This is a genomic window from Buttiauxella sp. JUb87 (genome assembly GCF_004361975.1).
GTDB classification, from domain to species: domain Bacteria; phylum Pseudomonadota; class Gammaproteobacteria; order Enterobacterales; family Enterobacteriaceae; genus Buttiauxella; species Buttiauxella ferragutiae.
Window position 1 is genome coordinate 1 of the sequence record NZ_SNVY01000018.1, and the last position, 15660, is coordinate 15660.

Annotated in this window: 6 protein-coding genes and 8 pseudogenes; 3 read left to right on the forward strand and 11 right to left on the reverse strand. The window is 51.7% G+C overall.

Annotation, left to right across the window (positions count from 1 at the left end):
- Positions 1 to 648: 648 nt before the first annotated feature.
- From EC843_RS24615 to EC843_RS24270, 7 genes and pseudogenes are all read right to left on the reverse strand, one after another.
- Positions 649 to 758 (reverse strand): annotated as a pseudogene (locus EC843_RS24615) (transposase); the annotation flags it as partial.
- A gap of 118 nt (positions 759 to 876) precedes the next feature.
- Positions 877 to 2439 carry an IS66 family transposase gene (locus tag EC843_RS24250; protein WP_133523182.1) on the reverse strand — a complete coding sequence of 521 codons (1563 nt, stop codon included), beginning with the start codon at positions 2437 to 2439 and terminating at the stop codon, positions 877 to 879.
- A 19-nt stretch (positions 2440 to 2458) separates the two neighbouring features.
- A complete protein-coding gene (gene tnpB / locus EC843_RS24255) occupies positions 2459 to 2806 on the reverse strand; it encodes an IS66 family insertion sequence element accessory protein TnpB (protein WP_133523183.1) in 348 nt (115 codons plus the stop codon).
- A complete protein-coding gene (gene tnpA, locus EC843_RS24260) occupies positions 2803 to 3480 on the reverse strand; it encodes an IS66-like element accessory protein TnpA (protein ID WP_133523184.1) in 678 nt (225 codons plus the stop codon). The genes tnpB (EC843_RS24255) and tnpA overlap by 4 nt, the downstream gene beginning before the upstream one ends.
- 33 nt (positions 3481 to 3513) lie before the next feature.
- A pseudogene (locus EC843_RS24265) lies at positions 3514 to 3842 on the reverse strand (transposase); the annotation flags it as partial.
- A gap of 67 nt (positions 3843 to 3909) precedes the next feature.
- Positions 3910 to 4057 (reverse strand): annotated as a pseudogene (gene tnpB / locus EC843_RS24925) (IS66 family insertion sequence element accessory protein TnpB); the annotation flags it as partial.
- 320 nt (positions 4058 to 4377) lie between these two features.
- Positions 4378 to 5382 (reverse strand): IS110 family transposase, encoded by a 1005-nt coding sequence (locus EC843_RS24270; protein ID WP_133523185.1) that lies wholly within the window; start codon positions 5380 to 5382, stop codon positions 4378 to 4380.
- A 245-nt stretch (positions 5383 to 5627) separates the two neighbouring features.
- Between EC843_RS24270 and EC843_RS24275 the strand changes: the two are divergent.
- Positions 5628 to 6540 (forward strand): annotated as a pseudogene (locus EC843_RS24275) (transposase).
- Positions 6541 to 6813: 273 nt separating this feature from the next.
- Here the strand turns inward: EC843_RS24275 and EC843_RS24280 are convergent.
- The 3 genes and pseudogenes from EC843_RS24280 to EC843_RS24930 all read right to left on the reverse strand — a co-directional run.
- A complete protein-coding gene (locus EC843_RS24280) occupies positions 6814 to 10149 on the reverse strand; it encodes an autotransporter outer membrane beta-barrel domain-containing protein (protein WP_133523186.1) in 3336 nt (1111 codons plus the stop codon).
- Between the two features lie 116 nt (positions 10150 to 10265).
- Positions 10266 to 11125, reverse strand: a pseudogene (locus EC843_RS24285) (autotransporter strand-loop-strand O-heptosyltransferase).
- 608 nt (positions 11126 to 11733) lie between these two features.
- Positions 11734 to 11865 (reverse strand): annotated as a pseudogene (locus EC843_RS24930) (chromosome partitioning protein ParA); the annotation flags it as partial.
- 15 nt (positions 11866 to 11880) lie between these two features.
- On the opposite strand from EC843_RS24930, the pseudogene EC843_RS24300 reads away from it, so the two are divergent.
- Positions 11881 to 12333, forward strand: a pseudogene (locus EC843_RS24300) (ATP-binding protein); the annotation flags it as partial.
- Between the two features lie 283 nt (positions 12334 to 12616).
- Positions 12617 to 13641, forward strand: a pseudogene (locus EC843_RS24305) (IS110 family transposase).
- 343 nt (positions 13642 to 13984) lie between these two features.
- Here the strand turns inward: EC843_RS24305 and EC843_RS24310 are convergent.
- Entirely contained in the window at positions 13985 to 14929 is a 945-nt protein-coding gene (locus EC843_RS24310) for a DUF6454 family protein (RefSeq protein ID WP_208111338.1), read from the reverse strand.
- Between the last annotated feature and the right edge of the window lie 731 nt (positions 14930 to 15660).

Sequence of the window (15660 nt, forward strand, 5' to 3'; positions counted from 1 at the left end):
CGAGCCTCTGGCTGCCCACGTGGGAGTGGTATGGACATTCTGATGTCCAGAGGACTCAAAAGGGAACCGTCGTGAGTACAGAAAATGTCTGCGGATACGGAGGCACTTCAGTCAGATAACTACTCCGCTCGTTTCATACTCACAGGGCGTAAATTTTTCACCGTAGTGAGTGCAAGTGTTGGAAATATTGGAAGAGTGTCAGGTAGGAAAAGAAAAACCACGCAGGCATTTGCATTAACCTGCGTGGCACACCTGTGAAACTAGACCCTGTTAGATTAGCTTTTTACCCACCAGGAGACAACTGCAGAGGCATAATGAAAAGAAGACATTTCGGCACGGAAGCCAAATATGGATCAGCTCAGTTGATTGTTGAAAAATCAGATTCTGAGCCAAAGTTCCTGTAACAAGGCAACCTCTAAGGCATATAATCTCTGGCATTTCTGACCGTGTTATTTTGTTCAATACGTAAGCATGGCCGAAACTGACCATCATAATCCCGTAGAATCAGTGTATTGTTGATACAGTTATTTTACCCACTACATTACCGTTTCTACTATTGAACGCCAGCCGCGCATTGCTTCCTGTAAGGTGTTGATTAGAAACGTACCTGCACTGTCTGCAGGCGAGCCAGTCCGCAGGTGCCAGCACTGAGCCGGCGTTTCGGTCATCACGTACATATGTCCATAACCCCCCCCAGTATTCGTTTTCTTGTTACCTGGCAGTAACACCGGCACGGGAGTATCGTCGGCATGGAGTTTACCGTCTTCTGCTGGCAACAGCCTCGTCTCATCGTAAGCGTCCCGTCATCCAATAAATTATCGAATGATGGACACGCTTTTTTTATTTAATGGACACTATCGATGTCTGAGGGACGGGTTACAGACCGTTTTTGACGGACGGAAGCTTGATGTTCCAGGGAAGGAGATCACGTAGCCGTTTTGATGACCACTCGCTTATCTCACTTATCACATACCGCAGGTAAGCTTCCGGATCTACCCCGTTTAACCTGCATGTGACTATCAGCGTATACATGATTGCTGCGTTTTCACCTCCACTGGCAGACCCAACGAACAGGTAGTTCCTGCGGCCAACCGCCACCATCCGCAGGGCGTTCTCGGCAAGATTATTATCTATCTCCACCCAGCCATTACGGCAGAACTCGTTCAGCGCATTCCAGTTATTTTTCAGGTACGTGAACGCCTCTCTCAGACCTGAAGCTGACGACATTACGGCTGCCTGCTCTCGCCACCAGATGTTCAGCGACGCCATCAGCGGCACACTTTTTTCCCGACGGACGGCCAGACGCTCTGCCGCAGGACTGCCCCGGATCTCCGCTTCTATCGCGTACAGTTCTCCGAACCTCCTCAGGGCTTCCACTGTCACTGCTGTGGGCGTTCTGACATGTACATCATGGAACTTACGCCGCGCATGGGCCATACAGCCTGCTTCAGTTACCTGCCCGTTTGCGTAGAGCGCGTTGTAACCCGCATAAGCGTCTGCCTGCAACACCCCACTGTATTCCGCCAGATGCGCCTGGGGATGTATGCCTTTTCTGTCCGCTGACCAGGCGAACCACGCTGCCGGAGGCATCTGTGAACCTGCGCGGCGATCATCTCTTACGTAGACCCACACCCGGCTGGTTTTGCATTTCCCGTTGCCCGGAGCCAGCAGATTGACGGTTGTATCATCCGTACTCACTTTGCCGGGCTGCAGCACATAGCGGTTCAGTTCGTCATACAGAGGGCGCAGCTTGTCCGCCATTGCATCCACCCAGCGCTCGAGTGTGCTTCGGCTCAGCTCCACACCCTGTCTGGCGTAGATGACCGACTGACGATGCAGCGGGATGTGATCAGCATATTTTGCCACCAGGATGTGCGACAGGACGCCGGCCCCGGCGTAGCTGCGATCTATCGGTTTTGGCGGCATGGGTGCCTGCGCGATGTGATCGCACCGACCACAGGCCAGCTTTGGACGAACGGTTTCGATAACTTTGAAGGCGCTGCTGATAAGCTCCAGTTGTTCGGAGATACTCTCAGCCAGCGGTTTCAGTGTGCCACCGCAGTCCGGACAACAGGTTTCTTCGGGTTCGATGCGCTGTGTTTCCCGTGGCAGATGAGCGGGAAGCGGTTTACGACGGGCTGACTGTTGCAGTACCCGGGGGACAGCCGGATCAGGATCGGGGCCCAGGACAACCCCCATCTCCGCCTGCAGTGCGGTAAGCCGCTTCTCCACCTTTCTGAGAAGTTTTGTGGCCTTATCACGAGTTTTCTCGCTCCGGCTGCCAAACACCATCCGCTGGAGCTTGTCGATGTGTGCTTTCAGTTTGTCAATGTCGAGACGATAGCTGGTGACCAGCCCAGACAGGTGCTGGTTCTGTGCCCGCTGCTCACGCAGCAGGGATTTTAACAGGTTAATATCATCAGGAAGCTCATCGTTAATACCCCTACTTTACAACAGGTTATATTCGTAGTCCTGGTTGTTCCGTGCGTTTTGGATGCCGCCAGTCGATGGCTTCGAGGAGCATGGATAGCTGAGCCGGGGTGAGATATACCCTGCCATCACGGGATACCGGCCAGGCGAACCGTCCGCGCTCAAGACGTTTGGTAAACAGGCACAGCCCATCACGATCGGCCCACAGCACCTTGAGTAGCACACCACTTTTCCCCCGGAAGACGAACAGATGCCCGCTGAACGGGTCTGCGTTGAGGGTATTCTGCACCTTTGATGCCAGCCCATGAAAGCCACATCGCATATCGGTAATCCCGGCAACCAGCCAGATTTTGGTCCCGGTGGGTAAGGAGATCATCGGTGTTCCCCCTTCAGTTCGCCGAACAACATTCTCAGCAGAGCCGGGGAGACCGCTCCACTCAGTTTGACTGTTCCGCCAGGTAAAATGACCTCACAGCACAGTACATTGTCCGGCTCCGCCAGCGGAGGTTGTCGCGGAGTGACATCAACGATGGCAGGCCGGGTCTGAGCGATCTCCACGGGCATCAGCACGACTGAAGTCTCTGGCTTGTTTTTACCCTGTGCTTCCTGATATTTGCGTCGCCAGTTAAACAGCAGGTTGTCGTTAATCCCGTGTTCACGCGCGAGTTGTGCGATGTTTACGCCGGGTGGCATGGACTGTTCAACAAGATGGCGTTTAAACTCCGGTGTAAAGTTAGGCCGCCGGCGTCTTCCTGACGATGATTTATTGGCGCGGGGAGGATTGAGTTCTGAGGGATAGAGTTTTTGCTCCAGTTCGCCCGAGCTCATTCCATCGGGCAAAGGCCAGGGCAGGCCGCTCTTCTCAAAACGGCGAAAAAATTTATATCCCGTCGATCCACTCAGTCCCAGTTGTCTGCTTGCAGCCCCACGGCTGAAACCTTGTCCATAGTGAAGGCGCAAAAGTGCCTCCATCCACTGCTGTCTTTCCATAAGATAATGCCCATTAACTTGAAAAATGATGGACATTAATTTTGCAGCGTACAGGCGCATTTCTACCAGACGTCGCTGATGGGACGCTTACGTCTCATCGCGGGGACGGTTTTCAGAGAACGGTTTACGCGTCCGTGTCTGGCGCAGTGGACGGGGACAGACGGATCATCCACCCGCCCCGTCATAGTATCGCTTTTATCCTGGAGTGTTTTGAGGTCGGCTTCCAACTGAGTGATGCGCCGGGATATTTTTTCTGAACGGCTGCCGAAGTTCATCCGACGAAGCATATCCAGTTGTGCCTGTAGCCGGTCTATTTCGCGTTCACGTTCGTTCAGCTTTTCCTGCAGCACACGGTTCAGTGCCTCCTGTTCGGCAAGAAGGCGTTTCAGTTCATCGATTTCATCAGGAAGCGAGCTGTTCATAAACCGGTATATTACCAGGCTTATTCTGCGACAACCTGGATAATGAAGCTGACAGTATCGTCAGAGAGGTCAGCAGGCACAACCCGTTGCCGGTAGACCAGAGTAGCTTCACCTGACAGCCTTTGCGCGCCCGGAAGATAAAACGTGGCCAGACATTGGGTCATCTTTCAGCGTATCAGTACCTTTGCCCCCAGTCCATTGAAGTCGTTTCTCATGTCGGTAATACAGGCAACCAGCCATATTTTCGTTCCTGATGGTGGTTGAACAAGGGGTCCGCTTGGAAAATGGAATCTATGGTCACTCCCGTTTTTGCAACACCGATTTTGACGATAAGTTGGCTTGCTTGAATCTATCCGGCGTCTGAATGGGATTTTATTCCCGCGCCTCGATGAGTTCCGCGCCTGATGAACCTCTAGAATTCAATGAGCCTTTCCGATTTACAGGTTCCTCAACAGGCCGGAGGGCCGTTAGTATCATCAATATCAGTATTCGCAAAACCAGATGAGTGATTCGTTAAACCGGTGTATTTCTGCCGTTATGCTTCATAAGTTTGCTGTCGTGCTGTCAGTGCCCAGGCTATTCTGGCCAGCTTGTTTGCCAGAGCACAAGTGACGACAAAGTTGCTTTTCCGGCACAGTAAATCCCTGACCCAATCGGCCAATTTGCCAGACTGGTGTTCCAGTTTTTGTATGAATACTCTGGCGCATTGAACCAACAACGTTCGGATTTTTTTGTTGCCTCGCTTACTAATTCCCAGCAATGTCGTCCGACCACCCGTGCTGTACTGTCGAGGTACTAGCCCTGTGGCCGCCGCAAAGTCACGGCTGCTGGCGTACTGCTTCCCGTCGCCAATCTCAGTTGAAATAGTACTCGCTGTCAGTATTCCGACGCAGGGAATGCTCAGCAAGCGCTGTCCAACCTCATCCTCGTCCAACTTTCGTTTCAACTGGGATTCCAAATCTTTAATCTGCTCAACAAGATAATGATAATGCTGTTGTAATCTCAACAATAACTGGCTGAGATAAAGAGGCAAACTACTGTCCTCAAGAAGGGTACTCAGTCGGCTAATAACGGCAGCACCTCGTGGAACGCTGATGCCAAATTCCAACAGAAAAGCATGCATCTGATTGGTTGTTTTTACCTTATCCTGAACCAGAGATTCACGGACACGATGCAGAGCCCGCATTGCCTGCTGAGATTCCGTTCTGGGCTGCACAAAACGCATCGATGGACGCGATGCAGCTTCACAAATAGCTTCGGCGTCGACAAAGTCGTTTTTGTTGCTTTTAACGAATGGGCGGACAAATTGTGGTGATATTAGATTTGGGAAATGCCCCAACTCTTCCAACTTGCGTGCCATAAAGTGAGAACCGCCACAGGCTTCCATTGCGATGGTTGTAGCGGGGCATGTCGCCAAAAATTCGATTAACTTTGGCCGGGTAAATTTTTTACGGTAAACAGCCTTCCCGCGACGATCCTGGCAATGAATATGGAAAGAGTTTTTACCCAGATCGATACCAATGGGCGCAATGTTTTCCATGATAGCTCTCCGAATGAAAGCCAGTCCTCAGCATAGTACCGGGAAGGAGGGAGTGACCATCTTGTATCTTGAACGTGGTCTATTGTGGTTGTGTAGGGTTAGAAGCGATTGTGTAGTCAGATAACCATCAAGGGCCTACCAGAAGCCCGTTAATGAGCATTCGACACACGATCGTTATTTTTCTTCGATAAGCCCGAACAGTTGCTTGAGTCCGAATTCGTATTTGCAAGAATGGGAGCTGAAGAATGATGCCTGAAAATATTTTTGTTGGTATTGATGTCGCTAAAACTACGCTGGATGTTGCATTTGGTGTAGCAGGAAAAAATCATCACATTTTCAAATACCCCGGAAGGTCACTTTGGTCGTACTGGAAGCGACAGGGAATTATGAAGTACCGGTTGCCTGTGTTTTGCAGGCGTCAGGATTACCGGTAGCCATTGTAAATCCTCGCCAGGCGCGCGATTTCGCCAAAGCAATGGGTAATCTGGCTAAAACAGACCGAATTGATGCACATGCTCTTGCACAATTAGCCTCTGTTTTATCACAACGTACCGACATGGATAAGATCGTCAAAGAACTTCCATCTCCAGAGCAACGCACACTCCAGGCATTAATTGCGCACCGCCGCCAGTTGGTCGCCCTTTCCGTTTCAGAGCGGCAACGGCTTGATACGAGTCATCCGGAGGTTAAAGAAAGTGTGGTCGCAATGGTTAACGCTACGCAAGATCAACTTAAAGTGATCGATGTTGCGTTAGGCAAACATATCAAAGGCCTATCCTGGAACTGCTGTCTACGGTAAAAGGTGTTGGACCTGCAACAATAGCAACCCTGATAGCAGACGTACCGGAACTCGGTAAGTTGACGCGACGAGAGGTCAGCGCGTTGATTGGAGTTGCTCCTTTTAACCGTGACTCTGGATTCTTTCGGGGGAAGCGAACTATCTTCGGAGGGCAGGCTATGGTACGTAGAATGCTTTATATGGCCACTTTGTCAGCAATTCGCTTCAATCCTATAATTAGAATATTTTACAACAGGTTATTGACTACAGGGAAGCCTAATAAAGTGGCCATAATTGCCTGCATGCGTAAGCTGATTGTCATTCTTAACGCAATGCTAAAAACGAATAAGCCGTGGGACGAGTCCATCCACACGGCTTAAGTTGAAAGACAGTTGCTCATTAATTATTGTACGGCAAGCCTGTTTTTTGAACAGGCTTGCCTATAGCAATAGGGTGTACTCCCGCGCTATACGGCGTTTGGTAGGTTTTTTGGGTAAGTCGGAAAACATCAGCACGGTGGAAATAGCCAGCTCAGAATAATGTTGCGGGCGTCCATGCGAAGACGTTTTTGGCTCCTCAGATTTGTGTGTGTGGTAAAAAGCGCAGATATTTCTGCGCTTTTTACCCGGTATTTCCCGGTAAGATCTACAGCATCAGAATTTCCATGAGACGCCAAGGTTCACGGTCCACGGCTCATCCACCTGTTTACCGTGTGAATAACTGGTATGTGCGTTGACCGACAGTGTATCCGTGACCTGAGCATTTACCCCAACCTGATAGATACCGCGGGTACCGCTAAGGTCATTGGTGAACGCGTCTTCGTTGACTTTCACTTCGTTGTCGTCGATAAACTCGTTCGCCACTGCTGCCCGGAAGTAAGGCTGTATCTTCGCGCCGTTATACTCGAACTTATGCCCCATCTGCACACCGACTTCACCCATCATGGATTTCTGTTTGTCGACACGAGCCCGCATTCCGTTTGACAGCGTGTAATCACTGCTGTCACTGGTGAACGTACTTAACGCCGCATACGGGGCAATATAGGATTCACCAAACCAGAAATACTTCCCACCCTGCAGGTGCATACCAATACCATTGGTATTGTAATCACCATAGGCAGCCCCTCCGCTGGTCATCTGGGCATTGACGTTATTACCGAAGCGGTTAGCCTTCAGAATACCGTCGGCATAAAACCCGGTGTTGTGCAGATAGCTGGCATAAGCACCAATGGAATAAGAGTCCACATCGCCATTACCGCCCCGGTCAAAATCCAGATCAGAGCGGCTGTAGGACATGAATCCGCCGAAGGTGGCTATTGCCTCATCCAGCGCAATGGACTTGTCCATCCCCAGCGTCAGGCCGTTGATGTTCATGTCATAGCCTGCGCCCGCTGAGCTGCTGACACCAAAGTTGTTAAAGTTGTACTGTGCCCACAGGTTGGTGTCGTGTGACATATCCTCCCCGTGTGAGAAAGAGCGCACCTGGTCCAGACGTCCACGTACTGTGTCCAGTTCCGCTTTGAATATCAGCTGATCGGCCGTTGCCATGGAGAGGACCGCAGCCGTACTTGGCGAGATGGTCATTTCTGCCGGTGGCACTACAGGCTCCGGTGGGACTACAGGCTCCGGTGGGACTACAGGCTCCGGTGGGATCGGGACTATCTCGATAGGATGCGTGGGAACACCCGGCTCCGTCGGTGGGTCAATGGGGTCGACAGGTTGCGGAGAGAGCGACCAGGTATCGTTACCGTTGTCCACCAGGTGATATGAATAGGTCCCGACATCCACCACACCGCCAGTGTTGGCGAGCGTGAATTCTGCGTCGCCACCACCAGTCTTAATCATCTCCAGGCTGACATCGGACGTCGGGCTTACACCGGAATCGGCAATATAGACATTGTAATCGCCGTTTGCTTCACCGGTGACTGTCAGGTGGTCGCCCTGCTGGGTGGCAATTTCGGTGTTCATATAGAATGAACCAGTGCCTTCCAGGCTCTCCAGTGTCAGGTCAGCATAACCGTCACTCTGGTCAAAGTGCACGCTGCCACCATTCATGGTCATCGCACCCATGCTGTACTGGGTGTTGCCGGTAGCCATGGTGGCCGTCGGACTGTTATTCAGATACAGTGCGCCGGAGTCAGACAGGGTGATATCTGCGTTTGCCGTGTCCGCACCGGCAGCAATGGATAACTGACCGCCGTCATTGACGGCCACATCACCTGCGAGAGTCGCATCTGAAGGTGAGCCCCTCTCATGTGAGCCGACGTACATAGCCCCACCATTGATGGCTGTATCAGTTACCGTACCACCATAGATGTAGGCACTGCCGCCATCTATGGTCAGGCCTGAGGTGGTTGCAAGGGTGTTTGTAGCAGAGGTTGAATCGATGCCCTGGGAGTATAGACCTCTGCCGTTGACCACAACATTGCTGGCAGTACCAGCGATGTTGTAAGAGCTGCCGCCATTTATAGTGGTGTTGAAGGCTTTGCCACCGGAAGAGATGAGTTGAATGCCACCGCTGTTAACCATGGTGGAGTTTGCGGTGCCGCCGGAGTCGACGTGTTGGTAGCCATCGCTGTTAATCGTGGTTGCGTTCGCCGTACCGCCAAGGCCGACTATTTCATAGCCGCTATCGTTAATTGTGGTCGAATTTGCGGTGCCGCCAGAGTTGACGAATTGGCGGCCATCGCTGTTAATCGTGGTTGAGTTCACCGTACCGCCGGAGCTGACGTCCTGCCGGCCACGGCTGTTAATCGTGCTTGCGTTTGCCGTTCCGCCGGAATAAACGATGAGATAGCCCCCGCTCTCGAGCAGAACATTACTGGCAGTATGTGTGGCCGCATCAACAAAAAATGCACCCAGTGCATTGGTGCCACTGACAGTGGCATTGGTATTGGTTCCCAGCCCGCCGCCACTAATTTGTGTGACCTCAAGTGCTGTCCCCCCTCCAGAAACAATCAGATGGCCCTCACTGTTAATCGTGGTGGAGTTAGCGGTGCCGCCGGAGCTGACGCCCTGATAGCCGCCGCTGTTAATCATGGTTGAGTTTGCGGTGCCGCCGGAGTTGACGTCCTGATTGCCGCCGCTGTTAATCATGGTTGAGTTTGCTGTGCCGCCGGAGCTGACGCCCTGATTGCCACCAGAATTAATGGTGGTCCCGTTCGCCGTACCGCCACCGCTGACGTATTGAATACCTCCGCTATTCACTGTGGTGTCGATTGAGGTGCCACCGGAGCTGACGGTTAGTTCGCCCCCGTTATCGAGCAGAACATTACTGGCAGTATGTGTGGCCGAATCAACAAAAAATGCACCCAGAGCATTGGTGCCACTGACAGTGGCATTGGTATTGGTTTCCAGCGCGCCGCCACTAATTTGTGTGACCTCAAGTGCTGTCCCCTCCTCAGAAACGATCAGAGTACCGCCGGTGTTAATCGTGGTGGAGTTTGCTGTGCCACCGGAGTTGACGTACTGATAGCCGTTATCGTTAATTGTGGTCGAGTTTGCGATACCGCCGGAGTTGACGTGTTGACGGCCAACGCTGTTAATCGTGGTGTCGTTAGCGATGCCGCCATTGTTGACGTATTGATGGCCATATTCGTAAACCGTGGTGCCGTTCGCCGTACCGCCACCGCTGACGTATTGAGTACCTCCGCTATTCACGGTGGTGTCGATTGAGGTGCCACCGGCGTTAACTCTTTGATTGCCATCGTTAACCGTGGTGCCGATTGTCGTGCCACCACTGTTCACATTTTGCACTTCATTTGTGTTCACAACTTCATCGGTCACCGTTACGCCGTTGCCCACGTCACTCGTGTAAGCGCCAGCCACCGAGGGGAGCGTAACGATGGCCAGAACGACCAGTTTCCCGGTCAGCTTAGCCCTACGCATACCCGTCCTGCCTGCACTTTTGCAGTGCTCTGCCACCGGCACCCAGGCCTCCCGGACACTGTTCCAGACCAGACGATAGATATGATTTAAACCACTGTGCATTTGATTAACTTTCCTTTCATATTTTTGTCGACAAAAGTCGTGGGCAACACCGGCGCTGGCGTCACTTTCCCGGTTGTGTTCAGCGGCAACTTATGGTCTTTCATCAGGAGGCTGATTTACCCGGTGACCTGTCTGCCTGTAATAAAGCGACTGCATTCAAACTGTCGCTCTGTGTCCTTGTGGCGCGGACACCACAAGAAATCTTTATGGTCAAATCGATGCGCACGTCATCCCGGCATCCTTTGCAGACATGAGTGCTGAAGACACGGTAAGGGGTAGAAAATTCGCAGTTCGGCAGGGTAAAGCCGCTTATCAGCACCACCGGAATGCGGCAGGCCCAGGCCAGCCAGCTCAGTCCGCTGGATAACCCGATAAAAAAGTCGGCATGCTGCAGCATTGCCACCCGCTCAGGCAGGGAAATATCACCGGTAAAATCTTCGGCGCCGTGAGGAATGTGATCCCAGAACCTGGCCTGGCTGGAGGCCTTGGTGGCAATGCAGACGTAGAGTTCCTGAATGGTGCGCGGTGCAGTCAGTGACAGCTCCATCCGGTAAGATGCACAGGGCTGCTGGTCGGTGTATTTTTCCGGCTCCGTAAAGCGAATCTCAGGGTAACTGGCGGCAAAAATCTCGATAATCAGCGGCCCCATGGTGCATTCAAGCTGGCACTGGTGCAGCAGACGAAAGCGTTCGGCATAAGGGATCCAGCCGACAAGGTCACCTAACGTCCCTACCGGAAACGAAACCAACACCTCCTGCCCATTCAGGTCAAGCGTATGGTCCAGAACAGGTTCAGCATCCCGTATTTCGACATGCCACTGCCCGTCAGGGAGCCACACACGGGCACCATCATTAAAATCGTAGCGAATGCCAAGGGGGCCGGACTGTGCGGGTAATTCGGGAGGACGGATAAAAGCATCGCACGTTTGCTGAGCGGCGGAAGGCAGTGGCGGAGTTAACGCTGAATCATGAGACATTAATTTTTAATCTATTTGTTACGGAGACCGGTGGGGAACATTTGTTTACAGGCAAACATTCGCCGGACGCTAATAAAAGGGAATAAAGCTGATGCGAAGATTATCTGTCAGTGGGGTGAAAATTAACCACAATCATTGTGTCTAATTTTAAATTACTCAGGCTTACCCTGCCTTATTGCAGGCAGAGCTGGAGTGCTGTAAGGAAACGGAAATCACTGTTTTTAGAGGCAATTTTGATATCGAAAATTATTGTACATTAAGGATATTTTTTAACCGGTTCCCACAGCTTTATAAAGGGCCTGGATGCGGAAAATCTGCGAAGCACTGTATCCTGTTGCAGGCTAATAGGGGTTCCATGGCCAACGGTGCGAAAAACCACGTTAAGGAACTAACCGCATGAAATATCAAGACTAATAAGACTGCATGTTTGGCGCAAAAAAGCGATTCCAAATATCGTTTTTTGGTCATATTGAGACCGAACAATATCAAAATCGACTTCTGATTCCGCTTAGAGTGGTTTTTTACATCACTGAACTTCAAACCCCTTTAAAGCTATGTCTATACTCCAATACGCATTTACTCATTTGAGTTTATGAGTAAATGTGTTTTTACGGAACAATTTTCAGGATTTCAGCGGCGAGTACATCAATTTCACTTTTGGCAGCGCCGTCGTTGGTGTCAAAAACGGTTTCACCATCCAGCACAGACTTAACGTAACTCTGTCGTTGGGTTATTGCTGTTTAAAGCGAAGCAATAAACATGCTTCCCAGCTTACACAGGTGTCCCTACGGGAAGAAACCCTGAAAACAGCGGAATATGTTGAACCCTCTTTTGCCGAAAAACAGCTCCATCTGGATGTTGAGGGCGACGTCACCGCGCACATCGACCGGCGACTATTCCACCGTTCGCTGGCCAATTTACTGGAAAATAGTGCAAGACATTCGTTATTCGGTAGCACAGTTACGATACGGTTAAGCGAAAAAAACAATCAAGCCTGCATTGAAGTTTCTAACCCGGGTGATCCGATTGCACCAGAACACTTACACCGGCTTTTTGAGCGGTTTTATCGCGTTGATACATCCCGGGCCAGGAGTGATACCCATCATGGACTGGGTCTGTCGATCGTACGTGCCGTCGCCATTATGCACCAGGGGGACGTCTTTGCGCGTAGCGAAGGTGGCATCAATACCTTTGGCCTCACCTTTGCGATGCAAGCGGATAAAACGGCGACCAAGGCTCACTCCGGCACTGAGCCGGGACTAGGGTTTACTGACAGAATTGTCAGGGGTCGTCAGCCTGACGTCATCACCTCCCCGATAAAATCATCGCAGGTAATCCCCCTCTTCAATGATAAGGACGCTTTGCATGATCGGACATTTACGTTACCTCAGGCTGTTACTGCCCCTTGTAGTGATGTGATGGACGTCCCTCACTCAGCGCAAGTCCTGCCACACTTATGCAGAGTGTTCTTTTTTTCAGAGGTACTGCATCATGAACTCAATAAAAGTCATCGGTATCGATCTGGCTAAATCTGTCTTTCAGGTCTGCGTCTGGATGAGCGACGGGAGCATTGCATTTAACCGTAAGGTTTCCCGGGTTAAACTGCTGGATACCCTTCGTCAGTTTCCTGCCGGTTCGATTATTGCAATGGAGGCTTGTGCTACTTCGCATTACTGGGGACGCACTTTTCAGTCAATGGGCTTTTTCATCCGACTCATCCCCACCCGACACGTAAAAGCATTCACACATCACCAAAAAAACGATGCCAATGATGCGCTGGCAATTTGTGAGACAGCGCTTCGCCCGGGTATTCATTTCGTTGCTATCAAAGCGGTCGAGCAGCAGGATATTAAGGCTCTTCGAAGCGCGCGTCAGTTGATGGTGGAGCAGCGTACTGTTCAGGCAAACCAGGCCAGGTCACTGGCAGCAGAACAAGGGATTGAGATCCCTGTTGGTATTCATATTTTACAGCAGCGACTACCCGATATTATTGAGGATTCAGAACAGTTAATTTCCCCTGTAATACGCCAGTTGCTGTTCTCGTTGCTCGAAAACATACACTCACTTAATGAGCGTATTCTTTCTGCAGAACACTGCCTTGCGGCTCTGTGCCAACAACAACCCAAATACAAAGTGCTGATGACAATACCGGGTATTGGCCCACTTATTGCCGCTGCTTTTCTGAGTGAAGTGAATGCTGAACAGTTTACTAACGGGCGGCAATTATCCGCCTGGTGTGGTCTGGTTCCCAGACAACGTAGCTCCGGTGGGAAAAGCCCATGACCAGGAACGGCAATCGTGACCTCAGGACGCTGATTATTCATGGTGCCCGTTCTGTTATGCACTGGGCTCATAAGCGAGATGATGCATTAGGTATATGGCTGAAGCGCCTTACTGACCGAAGGGGCAAAATGAAAGCCGCGGTCGCACTGGCCAATAAACTAACACGCATCGTCTGGCGGTTACTGACTGAATCAACAAGTTTTAACATCAACAGGGCTTTCGCAATGAGTTAACCACTGTTGTGCCTGAGCAATAGCATTCCTCCTGAGTTTGCAGGTACTGATGAGAGAACGGTAAACCGACCCTGTAATAGCCTGAACTGTGCCGTGGTAGTGACCTACCGATGTAGTGATAAGGAAACAGGGTGCGGATGACATCATGGCGCGGGTCATTAGATCCACCAACGACGCCGGATATATGGCAGCAAACCGTATCAACTCAGGGCTTGCACAACGCGGGACGCGCTCTAAAGGTGGAAGAAGGTGGCAAGGACGGAAGATCCCTCTGTTTCGGCAGTGTCGCGGTCAGAGATGCGGCCTGGCCGAGATTTCCTCGGCCCTCAGGCCCGACTGGTCGCTACTGCACTGGGGCGTCATAGACATACAGCGTCGACTTGTCATCTTCCGGCATGAAATAGCCCCGCAGACCCGCTTCGCTCGGTTCGAACCAGACCGGGTTATGTGTCATGTCCATGCCCGACGGCGACCACAGCAGAATCGGACTCTGGAAGATCGGTCGCCCATCCGCGAGATTGACAAGGTCCACACCTCCGAGCCGGAATGGCTGCGCTTCAGGCGTCACTCGTATCTCCGTGACTCCGGTGCATAACATGCGGTTCTTGCCGGCATATTTGCAGTCCTGATAGTCGAGATAGTGCGAGGTGTTGAGCGTCCGCAGGGATTCTGGCGTCACATTGGCGTTGGTGGGTTTGCCGTCCTCGCCAAGGGGCCAGCGATAGAAGCGGCGGGAGCCCCAGCTCACCCCATGGAGGGAATTGTCATCGGTGTTGTAGACGACCCCACCCACATGATCCTTGAATCGGAACATCTCAGTCACCGTCATTGTCTCCGGATCAACCCGGTAGATGATGGACTGGCCGTTGGGGCGATATTCGGCGACCGGTACCCAGATGTATTTTCCATCGAAGTCGATGCCGCCAGGATGATAGATTGCCCCCTCTCCGAGCTTCAGTTCTCCCACGAGATTGCCCTTCTGGTCTATTTGGAACAGATAGCCCACGCCTTCTCCGGTATCGCGGTCGTAGCCGTCGACCGGCTGCGGGAAGCGCCTGGTCGGTGTTTTTATCTCGACGGAGGAGACAAAAAAGTTGTCGCCGATTTTCACCATACCCTGTGGGTGGTGTGTCACGAAGTTGATCGGCACGGACGACACCTGTTTCCACGCCGTTCCACGCGTCAGTTTGGTCACCTGTTCCGCAGCTTCCTCCGCGTTGTTCTCCTGGGCGATGGCGAGCGGCGCCATCATCATGCAAAAGGCCATACTGTACACACGTTGTTTCACTGGCATCTCTTCCTTACTAACAGCAGGCGGTCCCGGCCTGCAACAGGATTGCTCCTCGATCGCGAGGGCGCGCCGAGGACCATAGCATTAACGTATGACAGTCCTTTGACAGTAAGCATCGTTCCAGCACCGTCTGGCAGAACCTGACATTTCTGACAACATAGTGGACACCAAATATGGTGGACGTTATCCATGAATTCATTAACCTCTGTTCGTAAAAAACACCCCAATTATCCCGTTGAGTTCAAAAAATCAAAATGGTCTAACTCTCGTACAAATCCGGTGTATCAGTCGCGCGTGAGCAGGGTTTTAACGACAATCTGTTGTTCAAATGGCGGTAATACTGGCATGAGGGAAAGCTTCGCGCGCCTCAACTATCTGATACCAACATACCAGTGCTGATCCCTGTAACACTAGATGCTGATACTGCCCCCGTTGTTCAGCCTTCATCGGATGCGCATGACCCTGAAACACTCAGCGTCACCTGTGAAATAACCTTCCTGCCCGAGACGCTCCGGCTAAACGGAGCTATCAGCGAAAGCCTGCTGACAATGTTGATACGGAAGCTTAAACAGTGATCCCGCTACCGAAACGGTATGTTTTCCGGTCCTGACTTCAGTTACATAGGGAATGGAAAACACAGGGCTTCCGCCCTGTGTTTTCCTTCAGCCTGTCAGCATTCAGGACATCAGAATGACCAGGATACCCCCAGGTGCGCCGTCAGTGGCTCA